A 21,682-nucleotide genomic window follows, 5' to 3' on the forward strand; every position below is an offset into this window, starting at 1 on the left:
TGTGATGATCTTGGCGTGGCTAGTGTGATCACGGCGGCGGAGCCGTCCTGGATAACTCCGTTCTCTGGGCTGAGCCCTCGCACCTTCGGAAAGCTGGTGACGGTTCTGCGGCGCGCGGGTGCGGACACGGCCCGCAAAGGCCGGCCGTGGAGCCTTTCGCTGGAGGACCGGACCTTGCTGGTCGCGGCCTACTGGCGAACGAACCTGACCATGCGGCAGCTCGCCCTGTAGTTCGGGGTATCGAAGTCGGCGGCGGACCGGGTCATCAACCACCTCGGGCCGATGCTCGCCTACCAGCCCCGCAAGCGGTTCGCGAAGGGCACCGTGCTCATCGTGACGGCACTTTGGTCCCCACCCGGGACCACAGCATCGCCGAGCGGTCGAAGAACTACCGTTACTCGACCAACCACCAGGTCGTCATCGATGCCGACACCCGCTTGGTCGTCTTGGTCGGCCGGCCGCTCGCCGGGAACCGCAACGACTGCAAGGCGTGGGAGGAGTCCGGCGCCAAGGCCGCCGTCGGCAAAACAGTCACCATCGCGGACGGTGGCTATCCGGGCACTGGACTCGTCATCCCGCACCGCCGCGAGCCCGGCCAGGCGAGGCTTCCCGGTTGGAAAGAGGAGCACAACAAGTCCCACAAGCAGGTCAGAGCCCGGGTCGAGCACGTCTTCGCCCGCATGAAGACCTGGAAGATCCTCCGCGACTGCCGCCTCAAAGGCGACGGCGTCCATCACGCCATGCTCGGCATCGCCCAGATGCACAACCTCGCCCTCGGCAGATAGAAAAGCGGGTCTCGCCCCTGTCGGCCATCTCCGAAGCGACTCAAAGATCATTTACGGGACAGCCCTTGATAAGGCCGAATCATTCGCATTTCTCGACATACATATTTTCCGCCGCCTTCTCCGGCGACGCGCCGGTAAGCGGGAGTTCTCACCACGCCGGGTCGAGCAACGCCATGCTGCTTGCCGAAGCCCCGCATGACCGTCGACCGGAGGAATGTCAGTGACCACGATGGGCACCGCAGGATCGGCCGTGGCCGGCACGGAGCAGGACGAACCTCCCCGCCCCCGCCGGGGCAGGCGTTCCGGCTCTGTCATCGTGAGCTGGCTGACGGCCACCGACCACAAGAGGGTCGGATCGTTCTACCTCATCACGTCGTTCGTGTTTTTCATCATCGGCGGCATCATGGCGCTGCTGATGCGCGCGGAGCTGGCACGTCCCGGAATTCAGATCGTGTCGCACGAGCAGTTCAACCAGGCGTTCACGACGCACGGCACGATCATGCTGCTGCTGTTCGCGACCCCGCTGTTCGCCGGTTTCACGAACTGGATCATGCCGCTGCAGATCGGTTCTCCCGATGTGGCGTTCCCGCGGCTGAACATTTTCGCGTACTGGCTCTACCTCTTCGGCTCACTCATCGTCATGGGCGCTTTCCTCACCCCCGACGGCGGGGCCGACTTCGGCTGGTTCGCCTACTCCCCGCTCTCCGACATCGTCCATTCGCCGGGGGCCGGCGCCGATCTGTGGATCCTGGGGCTGGCGCTCAACGGCTTCGGCACGATCCTCGGCTCCGTCAACTTCATCACCACGATCATCTGTATGCGCGCCCCCGGTATGACGATGTTCCGGATGCCGATCTTCACCTGGAACGTGCTGCTCACCGCCGTACTGGTGCTGATGGCCTTCCCCGTGCTGGCCGGCGCGCTCTTCGCGCTGGAGGCGGACCGCAAGTTCGGAGCACATGTCTTCGACGCGGCGAACGGCGGCGCACTGCTGTGGCAGCACCTCTTCTGGTTCTTCGGCCATCCGGAGGTGTACATCATCGCCCTGCCCTTCTTCGGGATCATCACGGAAATCCTTCCGGTCTTCAGCCGGAAGCCGATCTTCGGATACATCGGCCTGGTGGCCGCGACGATCGCGATCGCCGGGCTCTCCGTGACGGTGTGGGCGCATCACATGTTCGTGACCGGCGGGGTCCTGCTGCCGTTCTTCTCCTTCATGACCTTCCTGATCGCGGTGCCGACCGGAGTGAAGTTCTTCAACTGGATCGGCACGATGTGGAAGGGCTCACTGTCCTTCGAGACCCCGATGCTCTGGTCGATCGGGTTCCTGGTCACGTTCCTCTTCGGCGGTCTGACCGGCATCATCCTGGCCTCGCCGCCGCTGGACTTCCACGTCTCCGACTCGTACTTCGTCGTGGCCCACTTCCACTACGTGGTCTTCGGTACGGTCGTGTTCGCGATGTTCGCCGGATTCCACTTCTGGTGGCCGAAGTTCACCGGCAAGATGCTGGACGAGCGGCTCGGCAAGATGACCTTCTGGACGCTGTTCATCGGCTTCCACGGCACCTTCCTGGTGCAGCACTGGCTGGGCGCGGAGGGCATGCCGCGCCGCTACGCGGACTATCTGGCCTCCGACGGGTTCACCACGCTGAACACCATCTCCTCCATCAGCTCCTTCGTGCTCGGCCTCTCGATGCTGCCGTTCTTCTACAACGTCTGGAAGACCGCCAAGTACGGCGAGAAGGTCGTGCTCGACGACCCGTGGGGCTATGGCCGTTCACTCGAGTGGGCGACATCGTGTCCGCCGCCCCGGCACAACTTCGTCACGCTGCCCCGGATCCGTTCCGAGTCCCCGGCCTTCGACCTGCATCACCCGGCCACTGCGGCGCTGGAGGAGCACGGCAACCGGCCGGCTGCCTCCAATGTCGTGGCGCCGGGCGACAAGCACGAGTGAGGGGAACAGCGCGTGAAGCGGTACGACGACGACAGCGTCCGGGGTCTCGTCCGGATCGAGGGCTATCTCCTGTGGAACGCCGAACTCGAAGAGGCCCGCCGTCAGGCCGGCAGCTTCGCCGGCCAGTTGCCGTGGCTCACCACCGCGCAGCGTGAGGACGTGGAACGGGTGTACGCCGCCGACCGGGTGGCCGCCTCCCACGCCACTCTCCTGCGGATCGCGGGTCGCGCCACCGAGCTGCGCGGCGAGTACGAGGAGCGTTACCGGCGGCTCAGGACGCGCTGTGTGGCGGCGGCCGTCGTGGCTGTCGGCGCGACGAGCGGGACCTGTACGGCGTTCACGCTGCTGACCCGATGAGAGGGCCCGCACGGGTCGGGCGGGTGCGTACGGGCCAGTCCTACGGGCGGACGGCGGCTGCTTCGTCAGGGTCCGCACCGGTCACCGGCACGGGCGCGGAAGCGGCCTGCCGGCCGTGGCACGGCGCACACGCGGCGTACGCCAGCGCCAGCGCGGCCACGTCCTCCGTCACGGCGGCGGCCCAGTCGGGACGGCCGCCGCTGTGCGCCGCCGCCCGCCAGCCCGCTCCCGCGAACGTGCCTCCGGCAGCCGCCACCGCGCCCGTCAGCGCCGCGATCACAGGCGGCGTGCTGTCGCCGGGCCGCCGTCCGGCCAGCGCCGCCCCGGCCAGCGCTCCGAGCAAGAGCCTCGGGACGAACCCGGCGGCGCCGAGACGGCTCGGTGTCCCGGGAAGTTTGTCCGCGACGAGTTCACCGGCCGCCGCGGCCGCGGTGATCGCCTTGGCCCACCGGCCGGCCAGCAGGGACGCGGGACAGGACGTCTCCCCGGAGTCCGTGGTCAGGGCGACCGTCGCGGTGCCCAGCTGGCTGCGGAACCCGGTCGCGACGCCGATCAGCGCCACCCGCGCGAGAACCGGCACGCTCACGGATTCGCCGAGCCCGCTCACGCCCGTGCCCCGTCGGCTGCCACCACGATCCCGTACGTCACCAGCCCGTACACCAGATGCGGTACCGCGTCCGACAGCCAGTCGGACGCCGACCAGGTCCGCGGGTCGCTGACCTTCAGGCGGGCCATCGACAGATCGGTGGTGGCCATGACCAGGGCACCGGTGACCACGCCTCCCAGCCAGACCGGCATCCGTACCCCGGCCCACCGGGCCAGGGACATGGCCGCGCCCGCACCGGTACCGACCGCGAGGCCGCCCAGCGCGCCGAGCCCGGTCAGTCTGGCGTCCCGCCGCCAGCCGCCGCCCCGCACCGGATGGCCCAGGCCCGCCGCCACTTTCTCGACCATCTGCTCGGGGACGCTGCTCGTCGGCCGGCCGCGTACGGCCATGTCTCCGTACGTCATGGCGTTGAGCGCGGTCGTACCTGCGGCGCCCGCCACCGCGCCACGAACGATTTCTCGGATCATGCACCCCTGGGTCCCCCCGTACACACCCGGTGAAACGGGAACGGCCGCGCGCCACCCCGATGCCGGAGCAACCGTGCCGGAGGGACCTCCGCCGGAGCCCGCCGCTATCCGCGCGTCCGTCGCGCGCACTCGGCCACCAGTTCCCGCAGGCTGCCGCTCCGCTCCAGCAGTTCGCGCTGGACCCGCGCGCCGTTTCCGGTCTTCAGCAGATCGGTGAGGCCCTGGCGGGCGAATTCGAGGTCGCCGCTGTCGTCCAGCGCGTCCCGTACGTGCGAGAACAGGGCCCAGATGACGGTCTCGGCGCTGTCCGGCGTCATCGTGACCGGGTGGATCAGCTGATCGTCGAGCCCCGACCGGCCGGCCCGCCAGGCCGCGAGCCGCAGCAGGCCCACGCCGTGCGGGGCCGGGGGCTGTTCCGCGCGCCATTCGCGGGCGGCCGTCTCCACGAGGCCCCGTACGAGCGTGGCGAGGAGCGTCGTGGTGGACGCGTCCAGGCAGACGTCCGCGACCCGTATCTCGACGGTGGGGTAGTTCGCCGAGAGCCGCGCGTCGAAGTAGATCATCCCCTCGTCGTGCAGCGCGCCGGTGCCGACCATGGCGCGCACCTGCTCGTGGTATCGCTCTGCGGATCCGAAGACGCCCACGGGACCGGCCGAGGGCCAGCGCCCCCACACGCGGCTGCGATAGCTGTTGTAGCGGCTGTCCTTGCCCTGCCAGAAGGGTGAATTCGCACTGAGCGCGAGCAGGACCGACAGCCACGGCCTGATGCGGTCCAGGACGGCGACGCCCTCCTCGTCCGACTCCACCGACACATGGACATGGCAGCCGCAGGTGAGCTGCTCCTGCGTGGTCAGGCCGAACTGCTCCTCCATCCAGCGGAATCGCGCGCCGGGGTTGAGCGTCGGGCTGACCGGCAGCGGCGACGTCGCCAGCGCGGCCACCCTGGCCCCGAACCCTTCCGCGTGATCCGTGGCCTCGGCCCGCGACCGCGCGATCTCCGCCGCCAGCTCCGCCATGCCCGTCTGCGGGTGGGTGGCGAACTCCAGTTGCTGGCCGTGCAGTTCCTTCTCGAAGACGTGCTCCTCGCCGTCTCCGTCCGTAGCCCGGTCGGCGGCCGCCAACACAGCCGCGGACAGCGCCCGCGGCTCACCTGTCTCCGCGTCCACCAAGAGGAGTTCCTCCTCCACCCCGACACTGCGCACGAGAGGTACCTCCACGATCCGGGCCGGCCACCGCTTGCCTGCCATCTCTTCCCCGCCTACCCCGCTTCTCCTCGCTCAGATGCGCCGGAAGGTCCGGATGCGCTCACCGGGTGAGCCACATGATTACCCGCGCACGGCTTGGGCACTCATCGGAGACATCCCGCACAAGAAGGGCGCAATCCACCCGTGAGCATCACAGCAGTCGTACAGCGTGAACCGGAACTCCCCGTCAGCAGGGGCGAACTCTCAGCAGGCGTCATCACGTTCCTGCGCGACACCGGCGGGCCGCCCCCGCCCGTGTGTGTCGCCACGGCGGATCCGTACGGAGACGATTTACAGCTGGCGCTGTACGTCTGCTACGAGCTGCACTACCGCGGTTTCTCGGGGATCCCGGCGGCCCGCGAATGGGATCCCGGCCTGCTGCGTGTGCGCGCGCTGCTCGAACAGCGCTTTCTGGGCGCCCTGCGCACCGACGCCGCACGGCACACCGGGGTGGACGACGCGCTGGCGGCGGTGTCGGCGGACGGGGCGGGTGTCCCGCGGTTCCTGCGGGATTCCGGGGAGCTGTGGCATCTGCGGGAGTACGCGGCCCAGCGCTCGCTCTACCACCTCAAGGAGGCCGACCCGCACGCCTGGGTGCTGCCCCGCCTGTGGGGGAGGGCCAAGGCCGGCATGGCGGCCGTGGAGTTCGACGAGTTCGGCGGCGGCCGGGCGGACCGGGTGCACGCGCGGCTGTTCGCCGACCTGATGGCCGACCTCGGCCTGAACACGTCGTACGGGCACTACCTGGACGAAGGCTCCGCCGAGGTGCTCGCCACGGTGAATCTCATGTCGCTCCTCGGCCTGCACCGGGCGCTGCGCGGCGCGCTCGTCGGGCACTTCGCCGCGGTCGAGATCGCCTCGGCGCCGGGGTTCGGGCTGCTCGCCCAGGCGATGGAACGTACCGGCGCGGGAGCGGCGGCGGTGTTCTTCTACGGCGCGCACGTGGCGGCGGCCTCGGGCCGCGAACAGCTGGTACGGCGCGAGGTCGTCGGAGGCCTGCTGGAGGAGGAGCCGCAGCTCGCGGCCGACATCGCCTTCGGGATCGACGCCGCCCGCTACCTGGAGGACCGGCTCGCCGAGCGGTTGCTGAGGGCGTGGCGGGCGGGAGCCTCGTCGCTGCGCACGACGGTGTGACGCCCCCGGGACCAGGACGAACAGCCGGGACTCCGGAGCCTGTTCCCGCCCGCCGGCGCGGCCCCGGTCCTGCCTGCGGCCCGGTCCGGCCTGCCTCCTGCCTGCGGCCCGGTCCTGCACTGGCTCCGGTCCTGCCCGCGGCCCTGGACCGGTCCGGGTCCGCGGTCCTGCCCCGGCCGGGCCCGCCGAAGCACGCGTGGCGGGCGCTCCGGACGTCCCGTATGCCGTTATGTTCCACCCGGGTATCCGTCCGCGCACACAGCGCTCAGGCCGAGGGACACGATGAGACTCCGTGCCATGACCAGCGGGCCTCGAGGGCTGCTGCTCGCCCTGACCGCCGTTCTCGCGGCGATGCTGGGCCAGGCTCCGGCCGTCCACGCCGCCGCGCCGTGCACCGTGTCGGAGCCGTACCGGTCGGGCACGTCCGGCTATCACACCTTCCGCATCCCGGCCGCGCTCCAGGTACCCGGCGGTGCGCTGCTCGCCTTCGCTGAGGGCCGGCGCGACTCCGCCGCCGACGACGGTGACATCGATCTGGTGCTGCGCCGCTCGTTCGACGGCGGCTGCACCTGGCGTCCGCTCCAGCTGGTCGCCGACGCCGGAGCGGAGACGGTGGGCAACCCCACGCCCGTGATCGATCCGTCCACCGGCGATGTGGTTCTGCTGACCTGTCTGACCGTCGGCGTCGCGCCGGAACAGAAGCCGGTGAACGGCGCGCCCGTGCCGTACGTCCGCCTGGTCCAGCTCCAGCGCAGCACCGACGGCGGCCGGAGCTGGTCGCCGCCCGAGGACATCACCAGATCCGTCAAACCGGCGGACTGGCTCTGGTACGCGACGGCCCCCGGGCACGCGATCGCGCTGCGCTCCGGTCCGCACCGGGGGCGGCTGCTGGTGCCCGCGAACCACAGCTCGGCAAGCACCGGCCTCAGCGGGGCGCACTCGCTGTACAGCGACGACGGCGGACGCACCTGGCACCTCGGCTATGTGACCAGTACGTCCGGCGGCCTGCCCACGCTGGACGAGAGCACGCTGGCCGAACTTCCCGACGGGCGGATCTACGTCAACGCCCGCGATCACGGCGCCGGGACGGGGCCCCACCGCGCGGACGCGTACAGCGACGACGGCGGCACGAGCCTGTCCGTGCCCTTCCGGCCGCAGCCGGACCTCCCGGGACCGGTGGTCGAGGGAAGCGTCCTTCAGCCTTCCGGGCTCCGGGGCGCGCGGCCGTTGCTGTATTCCGGTCCCTCCGTCCCGGAGGGACGGCGCCGGATGCAGGTGGCGGTCAGCGACGACAACGGCCGGTCGTGGCGGCCCTGGTGGACGGTGTCCCAGGACCCGGCCGGGTATTCCGATCTGGTGGAGACGGACACCGGAGCGCTCGGCCTGCTCTACGAGACAGGGGCGCGGACGTACCACGACGCCATCCGCTTCACACTGCTTCCGCCACTCCGGCGCGGTCCGCGTCTGCCCCTGCGTCTGCCCCTGCCGCCGGCCACGCGTCCAGCTCAGATTCCCCCTCCGATTCCGGCTCCGGGGACTCCGTAGCGGCGGCTAAGTGACCGGTACGTGGTCCCGTACGGCCTCGGTCACCGACCTGACGCCGTCCGCGGAACGGCTCACGGCGGTGTCGAGACCGCGCCGGGAGCGGTACGCGAGCGACGGCTTCCCGTGCGTGTCGGCCACCGCGATCAGCAGGCCGCCCAGCAGGGAGACGTTCTTGAGGAAGTGGACCCGCTGCGCGGACCGTTTCTCCGGGTCTTCCTCCGTCCAGTACGCGTGGCCGGCGAGCGTCGTGGGGATCAGCGAGGCGGCCAGCGCGAAGGCGGACAGCCGGGGGAAGCGGCCGAGGGCGAACAGCGCGCCCGCGCCGATCTGCACGGCGCTGTTGATCCGCACGAGCTGTTCCGGATCCTTCGGCAGCGCCGGGATCCGGTCGGCGACGGGCAGGGCGACAGGACCGGCCGCCGGCGCCACCGCCGACGGGTGGAGCAGCGTGTGAATGCCGCCGGCGACGAACGACGAGGCCAGCAAGGGACGCGCGATTCTCCTGAGAACAGCCATGGTGAGCGACTGCCCGGGCCGCCGCAGGGCATGCCTGCACAGGGAACGTCCACGCGGCGGGGCACCTGTCCGCCGCGTCGGCCACCCGGGAAGATGGACGACGCGCGTCGATCTTGCTTGACGACCTGACAATCTGACGACTTGACGACCTGACCGATGTGGAGGAGTGGGCAGATGCCGCACGAACGAGCGGGACAGCCGGCCCGGCCGGAGGATCTCACCGATGTCGCCCGGCTGGTGACGGCGTACTACGCGCTGCGCCCCGACCCGGAAGACGTCGGCCAGCGCGTCGCGTTCGGGACCTCGGGACACCGCGGTTCGTCCCTCGCCACCGCGTTCAACGAGGACCACATCCTCGCGACCAGCCAGGCGATCTGCGAATACCGCGCCGAGCAGGGCACCGATGGGCCGCTCTTCCTGGGCGCCGACACCCACGCGCTGTCCGAACCCGCCCGGGTGACGGCCATCGAGGTGTTCGCGGCCAACGGGGTGACCGTGCTGATCGACAGCGCCGACGGCTACACCCCGACCCCCGCGGTGTCGCACGCGATCCTCACCCACAACCGCGGCCGCGCCTCGGGACTCGCGGACGGCGTGGTGGTCACCCCGTCCCACAACCCGCCCGCCGACGGCGGCTTCAAGTACAACCCGCCGAACGGCGGCCCTGCGGGCTCGGCGGCGACCGGCTGGATCCAGGACCGCGCCAACGCCATCATCGCGGGCGGCATGAAGGACGTACGGCGGCTGACGTACGCCCGGGCCCTGGCCGCGCCCACCACCGGGCGGTACGACTTCCTGGACAGGTACGTGACGGACCTGCCCGCCGTGCTCGACCTGGACGCGGTGCGCGCGGCGGGCGTACGCATCGGCGCCGACCCGCTGGGCGGCGCGTCGGTCGCGTACTGGGGCCGGATCGCCGAGCAGCACCGGCTGGATCTGACGGTGGTCAACCCGCTCGCCGACCCGACCTGGCGGTTCATGACGCTGGACTGGGACGGCAAGATCCGGATGGACTGCTCCTCGCCTTACGCGATGGCGTCGCTGATCGACAAGCGGGACCAGTACCAGATCGCCACCGGTAACGACGCCGACGCCGACCGGCACGGCATCGTCACCCCGGACGCCGGTCTGATGAATCCGAACCACTATCTCGCCACCGCCATCGGCTACTTGTACGCGCACCGCGAGCAGTGGCCCGCGAGCGCGGGCATCGGCAAGACGCTGGTGTCGTCCGGCATGATCGACCGGGTCGCCGCGGATCTCGGCCGCGAGCTGGTCGAAGTACCGGTCGGTTTCAAGTGGTTCGTGGACGGTCTGGTCGACGGTTCGCTCGGTTTCGGCGGCGAGGAGTCAGCGGGAGCGTCCTTCCTGCGCCGCGACGGCTCGGTGTGGACCACCGACAAGGACGGCATCATCCTGGCGCTGCTCGCCTCCGAGATCCTCGCCGTCACCGGCTCCTCGCCCTCCGAGCACTACGCGGCGCTCACCGAGCGCTTCGGCGAGCCCGCGTACGCCCGGATCGACGCCCCCGCCACCCGTGAGGAGAAGGCGGTACTGGCCAAGCTCTCGCCCGAGCAGGTCACCGCCGACAGCCTCGCGGGTGAGGCGGTCACAGCCGTCCTGACCGAGGCCCCGGGCAACGGCGCGGCCATCGGCGGCATCAAAGTGACGACCGAGAACGCGTGGTTCGCCGCACGTCCCTCCGGTACCGAGGACGTCTACAAGATCTACGCCGAGTCCTTCCTCGGACCGGATCACCTCGGGCGCGTCCAGGAGGAGGCCAAGGCTGTCGTCTCGGCCGCCCTGGGCGGCTGACCGCTCGCCTCCGGAACGGGCGCCGGGCCGGCCGCGACGCACACGCGGCCGGCCCGGCGCCCGTCAAAGGTTCCTTAATGGTCTAGTCCAAAGCGTTGACGTGTACGCGTCGCGGTCCAATTCTGAGAGCGCCTTCCTCCCCAACTCCCTCTGGAGACCTGGACATGAGACGTCTTCGCGCTCTCCTCGGCGCCGCCGCCACGGCCGCGCTGGCCACCGTCGGTCTCACCACCGCCGGATTCACCGCTTTCGCCACCGACCAAGCACCGGGGGCGACTTCGAGCGCCGCCGCGCTCAGCAACCGGTGGTACGCGGCCGCGCCGTATCTGATGCCGCTCGACAACGACCCGCCCAGCGCCACCGCCATCATGGACGCCACCGGGCTCAAGGCGTTCCAGCTCGCCTTCATCCTGGCCCCCAACGGCGGTGGCTGCAGCCCGACATGGGGCGGCACCGCGGCCGTCTCCGGCGATACGGCGGTCGGCGCGATCATCGACTCCGTACGCGCCAAGGGCGGAGACGTATCGGTCTCCATCGGCGGGTACGGCGGTACGAAGCTCGGCCAGGCCTGCGCCGACTCGGCGTCCACGGCGGCCGCGTACCAGCAGGTCATCACCAAGTACCAACTGAAGGCCATCGAATTCGACTTGGAGGAGCCGGAGTACGAGAACACCGCGGCTGTCGCGCACGAGATCGGGGCCGCCAAGATCCTCCAGCAGAACAACCCCGGCCTGTACGTCTCCGTCACCACGGCCGGAACGGCGGACGGCACCGGCTGGTTCGGCAAGCAGATGCTCCTTGAGGCCAAGGCGCAGAGCTTCGTGCCCAACAACTTCTCCATCATGCCGTTCGACGGCGGCTTCAACGGCGCGGCCTCCCAGACGAGCGCGCTCACGAACTTCAACTCCGTGCTCCAGTCCACCTTCGGCTGGGACGCGGCCACCGCCTATGCCCACGAGGGCTTCTCCGGGATGAACGGCCGCAGTGACAGCGGCGAGTACTTCAGCCAGGCGGACTTCCAGACCGTCCTCGACTACGCGACCGGTCACGGCATGGACCGTTTCACGTTCTGGTCGCTCAACCGGGACAGGCAGTGCTCACCGCCCGACAACGGCACCACGTCCGGCGTGTGCAGCAGTGTGCCGCAGGCGGCCTGGGACTTCGCCGCCTTCTCCGTGAAGTTCGCCGGCGCGACCCCGCCGGACAACCCGCCGACCGACCCGCCCACCACGCCTCCGGGCGGTGGGAACGGCACCTGCACGGCGGCGCCCTGGAGCGGCAGCGCCGTGTACACGGCAGGCGACGAGGTCACCTACGCGGGCCACGCCTGGCAGGCCAAGTGGTGGACGCAGAACGAGGAACCGAGCGCGGCGAACACCTGGGGTCCCTGGCAGGACGAGGGAGCCTGCTGATCCCGCACGCCTCGGGCGTACGCTGCCGGACGTCCTGACACGGCTGCGGGGCGCAGTGTCCCGCAGCCGTACGACGTGACGCGGACACAGCGGGCCTGACCGGAATAAGCGCCGGCCCGGCGGTAGTTTTGCCCGCATGACCTCTGACGATCACGCTCGTTTCGGCAGTATCGGCATCTGGAATCCCAACCTGCATCCCTCCGACCCCGACGGCCGCAGCGCTGCCGCCGACGCCGCCGCGGAACTCGACGACCTCGGCTACGGCACGATCTGGATCGGTGGCAGCCCCTCCGTCGACCAGTCGCGTCCGGTGGTCGAGGCGACCCGGCGCATCACGGTGGCCACGGGCATCATGAGCATCTGGCAGCACGAGGCCGCCGAGGTCGCCGCGCAGGTCGCGCAGGTGCAGAAGGCCGGCGGCAACCGCTTCGTCCTGGGGCTCGGCGTCAGCCACGACTCGATGACACCGGGGTACGCCCGGCCGTACTCCGCGATGGTCGACTATCTCGACGCCCTGGACAACGCACCCACCCCGGTGCCCGCGTCGGGACGTGTGCTGGCCGCGCTGGGCCCGAAGATGCTCAGGCTGTCCGCCGACCGCGCGGCCGGCGCGCACCCCTATCTGGTCACCGCGGAACACACCGCGCAGGCCCGCGCGGAACTCGGCCCCGACGCACTGCTCGCGCCCGAGCTGAAGGTCGTGCTCAGCACCGACCTCGATGAGTCCCGCAGCATCGCCCGCGGCGGCCTCGCCATGTACCTCGAGCTGCCGAACTACACCAGCAATCTGCTGCGTCTCGGCTTCACCGAGGACGACTTCACGGGCGGCGGCAGCAACCGGCTGCTCGACGCGCTCTTCGCCCTGGGCGACGAGGAGACCATCCGCGCCCGGGTTGCCGAGTACCACGCGGCGGGCGCGAATCACGTCGCTCTTCAGGTGCTGACGGCGGGCAGCCGCAGCGGCGCTCTGCCGCGCGCGGAGTGGCGGACCCTGGCCTCGGCGTTCTCGCTGACGTAGCAACGCGGCCGGCCATGGCGTCGACCGGATCTGTCAGAAGCGATCCCGCTTGCGCACCGCCTGACGCCGGGGAGAACGCTCTTCGGCGTCGGCGGGCTCGCGGCGCGACCGTTTCCCCGCGACCCTGGACGGCGGCTTGCGGCTCCGGCTCTTTGCCGTTCCGGAGACCGTGCCGCCAGGCCTGCCGACCGTCTTCTTGCGCATACCCTTGCCCGCGCCGCCCGCCCGCTTCGTGGTCTCGTCGCGTGTCTCCTCGACGGCTTCGCCCGCCTCGCCCGTCGCGTCTTCCGCGCTCTCAGCGGCTTCCCCGGCCTGTTCCGCAGCTTGACCGACTGCTTCGGTGGCCTCTTCCGTGGCCTCTTCCGTGGCCTCCTCCGCCGTCTCCCCGGCATCTCCGACGGTCTCTCCGGCCTCGCCGACGGCCTCTTCGGCTCCCTCACCCACGCCTTCCACTGTCCGGCCGGCGCCCCGGCCAACCTCCCCAGCGGCCTCTCCCGCGCCCTGCCCGACCTCTCCAGCGGCCTCTCCCGCGCCCCGGCCGACGTCCCCGGCGGCCGATCCCGCACCCTGACCTACCTCCTGTACGGCCTCCCCCGCGCCCTGCCCGACCTCTTCAGCGGCCGATCCCGCGCCCCGGCCGACTTCCTGTACGGCGCCTCCCGCGCCCTCGCCGACATCCTCCACCGCCTCTCCCGCGCCACGACCGACTTCCTCGACCGCTCCGCCGGCGCCCTTGCCGACCTCCTCCACGGCCCCTCCCGCACCGGCGCCGATCTCCTCGACAGCACCGCCGGCACCACGCCCGACTTCCGTGACGGCGTTGCCGGTCCCGCTTCCGATCTCCTCGACCGCGTGGCCCACACCCCGTGTCAGGTTCTCCAGGATCTGCGGATTGCGGTCGATCGTGGTCAGGACGCGGTTCAGGATCGCGGCGACGTGCTGAAGGCGTACCTTCAACTGCGCCTGTGCCTCTACCCCTTTGATGTCCAGCTGGAGCCGGCCGAGTTCGACGTCGGCCCCGACATTCAGCTTGAGCAGGTCCAGTACTTCCGCCTGCAAGGAAACACGCGCCCTGAGGTTTTCCACTTCAAGGTCGATTTCCTCGATGTTGAGCACCGGGACATCAAGATAGACATCGGGAGCGTCGTTCGCCGCTTCGTCGCCGACCACCTCGCCGTCCACGCTGTCGAGCACACCGTTCTCGTCAGCTTCGAAGTCCTCGTACTGCTCCGCGGTGTTCTCAGCGATTTCGGCGTTTTCGGCGTTCTCCGCGTCCTTGCCCATGCTGTCGCCACATCCTCAAAAAATAGATCAGTACGCGACCCGCACCTCACGTCCGATGGTGTCACGTTTTCTGGACATTTGACGGTGCGAGCTCACCCGAATGGCGCCTCGCGCGCATGCCGCGCAGAGTAGAAGGAGGGGCGTGGCCGGAAGGGCCGATATCCGGCCGGAAGCACATCAGCGCGCTTCCCTCAACTGAGGCGCCGCGAAGTTCCTTCACAGAAACTGGGTCACTCATGACAACCAACGAATCCATGTCCTCCAGCATGTCCGGAGGAAAGGACAGCTCAGTCAAGGGAACGACGACCATCGCCGATTCGGTCGTTTCGACCATCGCCGGCATCGCGGCCCGGGAGGCCCCGGGCGTCTACGCGATGGGCGGTGGCGTGTCCCGCACCATCGGGGCCATGCGCGACAGGATGTCCAGCTCGGACGATCCCTCGCGCGGTGTGAAGGTGGAGGTCGGCCAGAAGCAGGCGGCGGTCGATCTGGGAATCGTCGTCGAATACGGCTCCCCCATCGGCGATACCGCGAAGGACATCCGTGCCAATGTCTCCGACACCGTGGAGAGCATGACCGGACTGGAAATCGCGGAGGTCAACGTCAGCGTCCTCGACGTGCACATACCCGGCTCCGACGACAACGACGATTCGTCGGACGGGTCACGCGTGGAGTGAGGCCGGACCGGCTCCGAGGAAACCGTCGAAGGAGGCGCTCGTGGATGACGAAACCAAGTACGCCGTGGCCGCCGCGATCGCCGGCGGGTATGTGCTCGGCCGTGGCAGGAGGGGCCGGCTAGCACTGACCGCGGTGACCTATCTGCTGGGCAGGCGCTTCGGTCTCCAGCCGCGGCAGCTCGTCGCCGAGGGCATGCGCCGTCTCGGCGAGGTCCCGCAGGTCGCGGACCTGCAGGAACAGCTGCGTACCGAGAGCCTCGACGCGGCCAGGCAGGCGCTCACCGCCGTCGCCGGCCGCCGTATGGGCGCTCTGGCCGACGCGGTCAGCAGCCGCACGGCCGCTCTCGGCGGGATGGGCGAAGAGGAGGAAGAGCCGGACGACGGCGAGTACGAGAACGAGAACGAAGAGCAGCCGGAGGACGCGCCCACCGACGAAGAGCAGGCCGAGGGCGCGGCCACCGACGAAGGGATGCCGGAGGCGGAGCCCGACGAGGAGCCGGCCGCTGAGCAGCAGGAGCCCGCGGACGAGCCCGAGGAGGACGAGGCTGTCGCCGCCGAGGAAGGACCGCCCAAGCGGCGGCGCCGGGGGCCCCCGCGGTCCGGCAGGTCCGCGCCCGAGGGAAGCCGTCACTCCAGGGAGGGCCGGAGGGCGGCCGACGCCAGAAGGGCCGCTCCCGGGAAGAAGGCCGCGGCGAAGAAGACCGCCCCTGCGGCCAAGAAAGCCGCGGCGAAGAAGTCGGCCTCCTCACCCAAGAAGTCGGCCAAGTCCACGTCAGCGCGCGCCGACCGCCGGAGGTAGCCCCGTTATGGCCAAGACCGGTAACGACACCATGGAAAAGGACGCCCCGGAACAGGACGCCCCCGAACAAGACGGCTCCATTGTCGGGCGGCTCCGCGGAGAGCTCACACACTATGTGGGCTCTCAGGTGGAACGGCTCGCCGAAAAGGCCGGCGACAAGCTGACCGATGTCACGGGACAGCTGACCGACGTCGCGGAGAACGGCGGAAAGCTGCCCGCCATCGGCGCGCTTCTCGGCGGGGGCGATTCGCCGGTGAAGGCAGCCGTCTCGGCCACGGCGAAGGGGGTGAAGAACAAGGTCGTGGACAAGGCCAAGGACGCGGTGGGCGCGGGCGGCGGAAGCGGCGGCAAGGCGGGCGACACCAAAGTCACCAGCGTGGTCGAAGTCCTGGATGTGGGCGTCCCGCTGCGCACCGCCTACGACTACTGGACGCAGTACGAGGAATTCGGCAAATTCACCAAGGGCGTGCAGAACGTGTCGAAGAGCGACGACACGACAAGCGACTGGAAGACGAAGATCGCCTTTTCGACGCGGAGCTTCGAAGCCACCGTTCAGGAGCAGATTCCCGACGACCGGATCGTATGGACCTCGGAAGGCTCCAAGGGCAGCACGCACGGAGCTGTGAGTTTTCATGATCTGGCACCGTCCCTGACCCGCATCGTGCTGGTGGTCGAGTACTACCCGTCCGGTTTCTTCGAGAAGACCGGTAACCTCTGGCGCGCTCAGGGGCGGCGTATACGCCTGGACTTCAAGCACTTTCAGCGCTACATCACGCTCACCGACGAGGAGCCCGAGGGCTGGCGCGGTGAAATCCGCGACGGGGAAGTCGTCCGTACTCACGAAGAGGCGATGGAGGAAGAGGAAGACGACGAGTACGAGAACGAGGACGACGAACAGGAGGAAGACGAGGAGGCCGAGGACGGAGAAGACGCAGAGGACGGAGAAGACGCGGAGAACGAGAACGAGGACGAGGACGAAGAGCCGTCCGGCGAGGACGAGCAGGAACAGCGTTGATCGGCCCCGCATTGATCACCGCTTGATCAACTCCCGTTGACCGGCTTCCCGCCGGTCAACGGGAGTCGGCGGAGATCACTTCGGCGTCAGAAAATGAACTCGACCGAAGCCTGCCGTACCGGATCGCGTTCAACTTCTTGACGGTCGGCAACGACGCCGTAATTATCGCCTCACTCAGAGAGCGCTCTCTGAGTGAGGCGATCACAAGGAGACGCCATGACAGGCAGTCCTCTGCTCTCCGCTCCCCGACACAGACACACCCTCATCCTCGCCCTCGTCGCGGCGGTCGTCGCGAGCCTGACGCTCACCTTCACGGGCAGTACGCCCGTCCAGGCCGCCGGCACCCTTCTGTCCCAGGGAAAGACGGCGACCGCGTCCTCGACGGAGAACGCCGGCACTCCCGCGTCCGCCGCGGTCGACGGCGACGCCGGGACCCGCTGGTCCAGCGCGGCCGGCGATCCGCAGTGGGTCCGGATAGACCTCGGCGCGACTTCGTCCATCAGCCAGGTCACCCTCAACTGGGAAGCCGCGTACGCGAAGGCGTTCCAGATCCAGACCTCGGCCGACGGCACCAACTGGACGAGCATCTACTCGACCACCACCGGAACCGGCGGCAACCAGACGCTCAACGTCACCGGGTCCGGCCGCTACGTACGGATGTACGCCACCCAGCGCGCCACCCAATACGGCTACTCCCTCTGGGAGTTCCAGGTCTACGGCAGCACCGGCACGACCGGCGCGGGCTGCAGTCAGACCAACGCCGCGCTCCACCAGCCCGCCACCTCCTCCTCGACCGAGAACGCGGGTACGCCCGCCTCCGCCGCGGTCGACGGCGACACCGGCACCCGCTGGTCCAGCGCGCCCGGCGACCCGCAGTGGCTCCAGGTCGACCTCGGATCGGTGCAGAGCCTGTGCGGCGCCCAGCTCAACTGGGAGTCGGCGTACGCGAAGGCGTACGAGATCCAGACGTCGGCCAACGGCACGGCCTGGACGACCGTCCACTCCACCACCACGGGGCCGGGCGCGACCGAGCTGATCACCCTCAGCGGCTCAGGGCGCTACGTCCGCGTGTACGGCACCCAGCGCGCCACCCAGTACGGCTACTCCCTCTGGGAGTTCCAGATCTTCACCACCGGTACGAGCGGTGGCGGCGGTGAGCCGCCCGCCGGCGATTCGGTGCTGCTCTCGTACAACAAGCCCGCCACCGCCTCCACTTCCCAGGACAGCCCCAACTGCTCGGGCTGCAGCCCGGCCAAGGCCTTCGACCACGACCCCGCCACGCGCTGGGCGACCAGTGACACCACCGGCTGGGTCGACCCCGGCTGGATCCAGGTGGACCTGGGCGCGACCGCGCAGATCAAGCAGGTCGTCCTCCAGTGGGACCCGGCGTACGCGACCGGCTACCAGATCCAGACCTCGCCCGACGGCGCCAACTGGACGAGCATCTACTCGACCACCACCGGCAAGGGCTTCAAGGAGACCCTGAACGTCAACGGCTCCGGTCGGTACGTCCGGATGTACGGCACGGCGCGCGTCGGCCCGTACGGGTACTCGCTGTGGGACTTCGACGTGTACGGCACCGGCGGCAGCCCCACGGCCCCGCCCGCCCAGCCGCCCAACCCGCACAACCCGCCGGCACTGGTGTGGAGCGACGAGTTCAACGGAGCCGCCGGTTCCACGCCCGACCCGTCCAAGTGGACGGTCGAGACGGGCCCCGGCGTCAACAACGAGCTGGAGTACTACACCAACAACAAGAACGCCACGATGGACGGCAACGGTTCGCTCAACATCGAGCTGCGCAAGGAGGCCACGCCCGGCTCCGCGTGCCCGCCCGACCCGCTGACCGGCAGCACCACCTGCCAGTACACCTCGGGCCGGCTCAACACCTCGGACCACTTCAACTTCACCTACGGGCACGTCGAGGCGCGCATCAAGGTGTCGGGCTCGAAGGGGCTGTGGCCGGCGTTCTGGCTGCTCGGCTCCAACTTCAAGACCGGTACTCCGTGGCCCAACAGCGGCGAGATCGACATCATGGAGCACGTCGGCAAGCAGGCCGACACCGTCTACTCGACGCTCCACGCGCCCGCCTACAACGGCGGGGGCGGCTTCGGCTCCCCGTACACGGTGCCCGGTCTCGACTTCGCCAGTGATTTCCACACGTACGCCGTGGACTGGGACTCCAGCCATATGACCTTCACGGTCGACGGCAAGGCCTTCTTCACCGTGGAGCGTGCCACGCTGGAGCAGACCAAGGGGCCCTGGGTGTACGACCACCCCTTCTTCATCATTCTCAACAACGCGATCGGCGGCGACTTCCCGGGCAGTCCGGACGGCTCGACCACGTTCCCGCAGAAGATGCTGGTCGACTACGTGCGCGTCTCGCAGTAGGTACGACGGCCGCGTGTCTCGCAGTAGATACGACGGCCGCGTTACGGCATCGCCAAGAAATGAACGCGCCCGTACCTGGTTTCCCGCCGGGTACGGGCGTGCGGGCGGGCGCGGCTCAGGCCTCTTCGTCCAGGACCTGGCGCAGGGTCCGTCCCGACCGCGCGGATCGGGCTCTGCGCGGGTCGGGCGTGGCGTGCTCGCCCTTGCGCGTGCTGCCCGCGTCCTTCTCCTTGACCAGCAGCCAGGCCTCGGCCTCGCCGTCCTGGCCGTTCCTGATCCGGGTGAGGGCGTAACCGCCGCGCAGTTTGGTCCCGTCGAGCCAGAACGAGGCGTGCCCGCGTTCCAGGGCCCCGGCGAAGGAATCGGGGCCGCCTTCACGACCGCGGCCGAGCGGCCGGTAGGTGCCCTGGTCCCAGACGATGACCGTGCCGGCGCCGTACTGCCCGCCGGGGATGACCCCCTCGTACTCCCGGTATTCCAGCGGGTGGTCCTCCGTGGGGACCGCGAGACGTTTGTCGGTGGGGTCGGTGGACGGGCCTCTCGGCACGGCCCATGACTTCAGCACGCCGTCCACCTCGAGCCGGAAGTCGAAGTGCAGGCGGCGCGCGTCGTGGATCTGGATCACGAACGCCGGCTCGTCCCCGGACGGCGCGTCCGCGCCGCGCGGCTCGGCGGTCGTGTCGAAACGCCGTTTGCCGCGGTACCGCTCCAGCCGGTCCGCGCGGCCGCCGCCCTCGTCCTCACCACTCGCGCCCCTGCTGCCCACGCTGGCTCCTTCGGCCGCTTTCAGCTCACCTCAGTAGAACGCGAGTGGTCCTGTCCGGCGAGCCGACCGGGCAGGCGGCACACCGCCACCCCGCGCTCCACCAGGCTCCCCATGATCAGGTGCTGGTCGCGCTCGCAGACGCTGGTGATCATCCGATAAGGCGATCTGCGGCGCCGCAGATCGTGGACGATCCAGCCCTCCGCCGTGACCGCCACGGCTCCGGTGGTGCGCCTCGGCTGCGGCGGGAACCGCTTGACGGCGTTCCACGCCGCCCGTCTGAACGCGGGAGAAGTGGCGCGGTGCAGCAGGTCGATACAGGCCTCGCGCGGACCGGCCACGGCGATCCAGAAGAGTCCGCCCGGGCCGCGGGACATGTTGTCCGGGAAGCCCGGCAGCTCGTCGACGAGGGTGTCGCGCCGGCCCGCCGCCGGCCCGGTCAGCCAGTACCTGCCGACCCGGTACGCCCCCGTTTCCGCGAAGGCGACGAACGATTCGTCGGCGGAGAGCGCGACGCCGTTTGCGAAGTGCAGGCCGTCGAGCAGTACTTCGGGCTCGCCGCCGGGGCGCAGCCGCAGGAGCTGTCCCGTCGCCGAACGCTCCATGATGTCGCCCGCCCAGTCCTCCAGCGCGTACAGACGGCTGGACACGGTGAAGTAGACCGTGCCGTCGGAGGCGGCGGTGACGTTGCTGCAGAACCGCAAGGGCACGCCGTCGACGCTGTCGGCCAGTACCTCGACGGATCCGTCGTCCGGGTCGACCCGGAGCAACCCGCGCCGCGCGTCGCAGACGAGAAGGGCGCCGTCGGCGGTGGGTTCCAGGCCCAGCGGTCGGCCTCCGGTGCGCGCGACGACCTCGTACCGGTCGAGCCCGCCCTCCCGCGACAGGGTCAGCCGTACGATCCTGCCGTCCGCGAGGCCGGTGAGCACCCGGCCTTCCGCGTCGGCCACCACGTCCTCCGGTCCTCCGGCGTCGGCGGCCACTCTTCGTAGATCGGCCAGCGGTCCGGTGACCGTCATGTCGCCTCCAGCGTCGATACGTCGGGGTATCCCGGGGTATCTCGGGGTATCAGTGTGCGCTCGGCACCGTCGGCCGGAGTGCTTCCGTTCCCACGAAATCTGCGTGTTCCGGACGCACGCCCCGACCGACGGTGCCGCTCCGCTCCCCCGTCGCACCAGACGGCACTTCAGTTCGGCCTCAGGTGGCTTCGAGATCCGCGAACAGGCTCGTGTCGAGGCGGGCGAGCAGACCTGACGGGTCCTCGTAGACAGCGGCGGCCCCCGCGGCCTCCAGGGCGGCGCGCGGAATCCCGCCGGACAGCACGGCGACGGCGCGTACGCCGGCCCGCGACGCGGCCTCCATGTCCCAGACGGTGTCGCCGACGAACACCGCGCTGCCGGCCTCCACGCCCGCCAGTTCCAGCGCCTGCCGTACGGGTTCGGCGGCGGGTTTGCCCGCCTCCACGTCGTCCGCGCTCGCCGTCCCCGCGATGACGTCGTCCGCGTCGATCGCCCGGCGCAGCGCGGACAGCTCGGGGCCGCTCGCCGAGGTGGCGAGGACGATCCGCCAGCCGCGCCCCGCCAGCGACCTCAGCAGGTCGGCGGCGGAGTCGAGCACGGGCAGCCGGTCGAAGTACGTCCCGTACAGCGTGGTGTGCGCGGCTTTGATCCCCGCGTCCTGGTCGCGGTCCCGGTCGTCACCGAGCAGATGCGCGATCAGGTCCTCGGAACCGAGGCCGACGGCCCGGTGGATCGCGGACATCGGCACGGTGTGCCCGGCCTGCCGGAACGCCTCCCACCAGGCGGTCACATGGAGATGGTTGGTGTCGACGAGGGTTCCGTCGACGTCGAACAGTGCCGCACGCGTCGTCATCTGTGCCGCGCTCCCTTTCTGCTTCTTTTT

19 protein-coding genes and 1 pseudogene are annotated in these 21,682 nt (G+C 69.9%); 12 read left to right on the forward strand and 8 right to left on the reverse strand.

Annotation, left to right across the window (positions count from 1 at the left end; translation table 11 throughout):
* Window positions 1-15: 15 nt before the first annotated feature.
* The 3 genes and pseudogenes from ACIP6N_RS25385 to ACIP6N_RS25395 all read left to right on the forward strand — a co-directional run bounded on the left by ACIP6N_RS25385 (window position 16) and on the right by ACIP6N_RS25395 (window position 3,096).
* A pseudogene (locus ACIP6N_RS25385) lies at window positions 16-785 on the forward strand (transposase).
* A 229-nt stretch (window positions 786-1,014) separates the two neighbouring features.
* The gene (gene ctaD / locus ACIP6N_RS25390; protein ID WP_401819274.1) at window positions 1,015-2,739 is read left to right on the forward strand and encodes a cytochrome c oxidase subunit I; all 1,725 of its coding nucleotides are present in this window, start codon (window positions 1,015-1,017) and stop codon (window positions 2,737-2,739) included.
* A gap of 12 nt (window positions 2,740-2,751) precedes the next feature.
* A complete protein-coding gene (locus ACIP6N_RS25395; RefSeq protein WP_401819144.1) occupies window positions 2,752-3,096 on the forward strand; it encodes a hypothetical protein in 345 nt (114 codons plus the stop codon).
* Between the two features lie 40 nt (window positions 3,097-3,136).
* On the opposite strand, the gene ACIP6N_RS25400 is transcribed toward ACIP6N_RS25395, so the two are convergent.
* The 3 genes from ACIP6N_RS25400 to ACIP6N_RS25410 form a co-directional block, all read right to left on the reverse strand.
* On the reverse strand, window positions 3,137-3,703 hold the full coding sequence (locus tag ACIP6N_RS25400) for a DUF4126 family protein (RefSeq protein WP_401819145.1): 567 nt from the start codon (window positions 3,701-3,703) through the stop codon (window positions 3,137-3,139).
* Complete coding sequence (locus ACIP6N_RS25405; RefSeq protein ID WP_401819147.1) at window positions 3,700-4,170, reverse strand: hypothetical protein; 471 nt, start codon at window positions 4,168-4,170, stop codon at window positions 3,700-3,702. Before ACIP6N_RS25405 ends, ACIP6N_RS25400 begins: the two co-directional genes overlap by 4 nt.
* Before the next feature lie 104 nt (window positions 4,171-4,274).
* Entirely contained in the window at window positions 4,275-5,372 is a 1,098-nt protein-coding gene (locus ACIP6N_RS25410; protein ID WP_401819149.1) for a glutamate--cysteine ligase, read from the reverse strand.
* 186 nt (window positions 5,373-5,558) lie between these two features.
* Here ACIP6N_RS25410 and ACIP6N_RS25415 point away from each other — a divergent pair, with 186 nt between their 5' ends.
* Entirely contained in the window at window positions 5,559-6,548 is a 990-nt protein-coding gene (locus ACIP6N_RS25415) for an iron-containing redox enzyme family protein (protein WP_401819151.1), read from the forward strand.
* Between the two features lie 297 nt (window positions 6,549-6,845).
* A complete protein-coding gene (locus ACIP6N_RS25420; RefSeq protein ID WP_401819154.1) occupies window positions 6,846-8,093 on the forward strand; it encodes an exo-alpha-sialidase in 1,248 nt (415 codons plus the stop codon).
* A gap of 6 nt (window positions 8,094-8,099) precedes the next feature.
* On the opposite strand, the gene ACIP6N_RS25425 is transcribed toward ACIP6N_RS25420, so the two are convergent.
* Window positions 8,100-8,609 (reverse strand): DoxX family protein, encoded by a 510-nt coding sequence (locus ACIP6N_RS25425; RefSeq protein WP_401819157.1) that lies wholly within the window; start codon window positions 8,607-8,609, stop codon window positions 8,100-8,102.
* A 174-nt stretch (window positions 8,610-8,783) separates the two neighbouring features.
* Here ACIP6N_RS25425 and pgm point away from each other — a divergent pair, with 174 nt between their 5' ends.
* The 3 genes from pgm (at window position 8,784) to ACIP6N_RS25440 (ending at window position 12,854) form a co-directional block, all read left to right on the forward strand.
* A complete protein-coding gene (pgm, locus tag ACIP6N_RS25430; protein ID WP_401819159.1) occupies window positions 8,784-10,424 on the forward strand; it encodes a phosphoglucomutase (alpha-D-glucose-1,6-bisphosphate-dependent) in 1,641 nt (546 codons plus the stop codon).
* Window positions 10,425-10,588: 164 nt separating this feature from the next.
* Window positions 10,589-11,836 carry a carbohydrate-binding protein gene (locus ACIP6N_RS25435; protein WP_401819162.1) on the forward strand — a complete coding sequence of 416 codons (1,248 nt, stop codon included), beginning with the start codon at window positions 10,589-10,591 and terminating at the stop codon, window positions 11,834-11,836.
* A gap of 136 nt (window positions 11,837-11,972) precedes the next feature.
* Window positions 11,973-12,854, forward strand: a complete 882-nt coding sequence (locus ACIP6N_RS25440) for an LLM class F420-dependent oxidoreductase (protein WP_401819165.1) — start codon at window positions 11,973-11,975, stop codon at window positions 12,852-12,854.
* 33 nt (window positions 12,855-12,887) lie between these two features.
* On the opposite strand, the gene ACIP6N_RS25445 is transcribed toward ACIP6N_RS25440, so the two are convergent.
* A complete protein-coding gene (locus tag ACIP6N_RS25445) occupies window positions 12,888-14,138 on the reverse strand; it encodes a hypothetical protein (RefSeq protein ID WP_401819167.1) in 1,251 nt (416 codons plus the stop codon).
* 236 nt (window positions 14,139-14,374) lie between these two features.
* On the opposite strand from ACIP6N_RS25445, the gene ACIP6N_RS25450 reads away from it, so the two are divergent.
* The 4 genes from ACIP6N_RS25450 (at window position 14,375) to ACIP6N_RS25465 (ending at window position 19,017) form a co-directional block, all read left to right on the forward strand.
* Window positions 14,375-14,815: an Asp23/Gls24 family envelope stress response protein gene (locus ACIP6N_RS25450; RefSeq protein WP_401819170.1), complete on the forward strand. Its 441-nt coding sequence runs from the start codon at window positions 14,375-14,377 to the stop codon at window positions 14,813-14,815.
* Between the two features lie 40 nt (window positions 14,816-14,855).
* A complete protein-coding gene (locus ACIP6N_RS25455) occupies window positions 14,856-15,614 on the forward strand; it encodes a histone protein (RefSeq protein WP_401819173.1) in 759 nt (252 codons plus the stop codon).
* Between the two features lie 7 nt (window positions 15,615-15,621).
* Window positions 15,622-16,629, forward strand: coding sequence for an SRPBCC family protein (locus ACIP6N_RS25460; RefSeq protein WP_401819175.1), 1,008 nt, complete (start codon window positions 15,622-15,624; stop codon window positions 16,627-16,629).
* A 216-nt stretch (window positions 16,630-16,845) separates the two neighbouring features.
* Window positions 16,846-19,017, forward strand: a complete 2,172-nt coding sequence (locus ACIP6N_RS25465) for a discoidin domain-containing protein (RefSeq protein ID WP_401819177.1) — start codon at window positions 16,846-16,848, stop codon at window positions 19,015-19,017.
* Window positions 19,018-19,132: 115 nt separating this feature from the next.
* Here the strand turns inward: ACIP6N_RS25465 and ACIP6N_RS25470 are convergent, their stop codons facing one another.
* From ACIP6N_RS25470 to ACIP6N_RS25480, 3 genes are all read right to left on the reverse strand, one after another.
* Entirely contained in the window at window positions 19,133-19,783 is a 651-nt protein-coding gene (locus ACIP6N_RS25470; protein ID WP_401819179.1) for a DNA polymerase ligase N-terminal domain-containing protein, read from the reverse strand.
* Window positions 19,784-19,803: 20 nt separating this feature from the next.
* Entirely contained in the window at window positions 19,804-20,799 is a 996-nt protein-coding gene (locus ACIP6N_RS25475) for an SMP-30/gluconolactonase/LRE family protein (protein ID WP_401819180.1), read from the reverse strand.
* 178 nt (window positions 20,800-20,977) lie between these two features.
* Window positions 20,978-21,652 carry an HAD family hydrolase gene (locus ACIP6N_RS25480; protein WP_401819182.1) on the reverse strand — a complete coding sequence of 225 codons (675 nt, stop codon included), beginning with the start codon at window positions 21,650-21,652 and terminating at the stop codon, window positions 20,978-20,980.
* Between the last annotated feature and the right edge of the window lie 30 nt (window positions 21,653-21,682).

Origin of the sequence: Streptomyces sp. NPDC088725, from assembly GCF_044751305.1 — a bacterium.
Classification (GTDB): Bacteria; Actinomycetota; Actinomycetes; order Streptomycetales; family Streptomycetaceae; genus Streptomyces.

Excerpts from the sequence above, each read along its gene's own strand:
- ACIP6N_RS25405 (WP_401819147.1), bottom strand. The coding sequence starts at position 4,170 with ATGATCCGAGAAATCGTTCGTGGCGCGGTGGCGGGCGCCGCAGGTACG.
- ACIP6N_RS25460 (WP_401819175.1), top strand. The coding sequence starts at position 15,622 with ATGGCCAAGACCGGTAACGACACCATGGAAAAGGACGCCCCGGAACAG.
- ctaD (WP_401819274.1), top strand. The coding sequence starts at position 1,015 with ATGGGCACCGCAGGATCGGCCGTGGCCGGCACGGAGCAGGACGAACCT.
- ACIP6N_RS25465 (WP_401819177.1), top strand. The coding sequence starts at position 16,846 with ATGACAGGCAGTCCTCTGCTCTCCGCTCCCCGACACAGACACACCCTC.
- ACIP6N_RS25445 (WP_401819167.1), bottom strand. The coding sequence starts at position 14,138 with ATGGGCAAGGACGCGGAGAACGCCGAAAACGCCGAAATCGCTGAGAAC.
- ACIP6N_RS25450 (WP_401819170.1), top strand. The coding sequence starts at position 14,375 with ATGACAACCAACGAATCCATGTCCTCCAGCATGTCCGGAGGAAAGGAC.
- ACIP6N_RS25435 (WP_401819162.1), top strand. The coding sequence starts at position 10,589 with ATGAGACGTCTTCGCGCTCTCCTCGGCGCCGCCGCCACGGCCGCGCTG.
- ACIP6N_RS25420 (WP_401819154.1), top strand. The coding sequence starts at position 6,846 with ATGACCAGCGGGCCTCGAGGGCTGCTGCTCGCCCTGACCGCCGTTCTC.
- pgm (WP_401819159.1), top strand. The coding sequence starts at position 8,784 with ATGCCGCACGAACGAGCGGGACAGCCGGCCCGGCCGGAGGATCTCACC.
- ACIP6N_RS25425 (WP_401819157.1), bottom strand. The coding sequence starts at position 8,609 with ATGGCTGTTCTCAGGAGAATCGCGCGTCCCTTGCTGGCCTCGTCGTTC.
- ACIP6N_RS25480 (WP_401819182.1), bottom strand. The coding sequence starts at position 21,652 with ATGACGACGCGTGCGGCACTGTTCGACGTCGACGGAACCCTCGTCGAC.
- ACIP6N_RS25475 (WP_401819180.1), bottom strand. The coding sequence starts at position 20,799 with ATGACGGTCACCGGACCGCTGGCCGATCTACGAAGAGTGGCCGCCGAC.
- ACIP6N_RS25440 (WP_401819165.1), top strand. The coding sequence starts at position 11,973 with ATGACCTCTGACGATCACGCTCGTTTCGGCAGTATCGGCATCTGGAAT.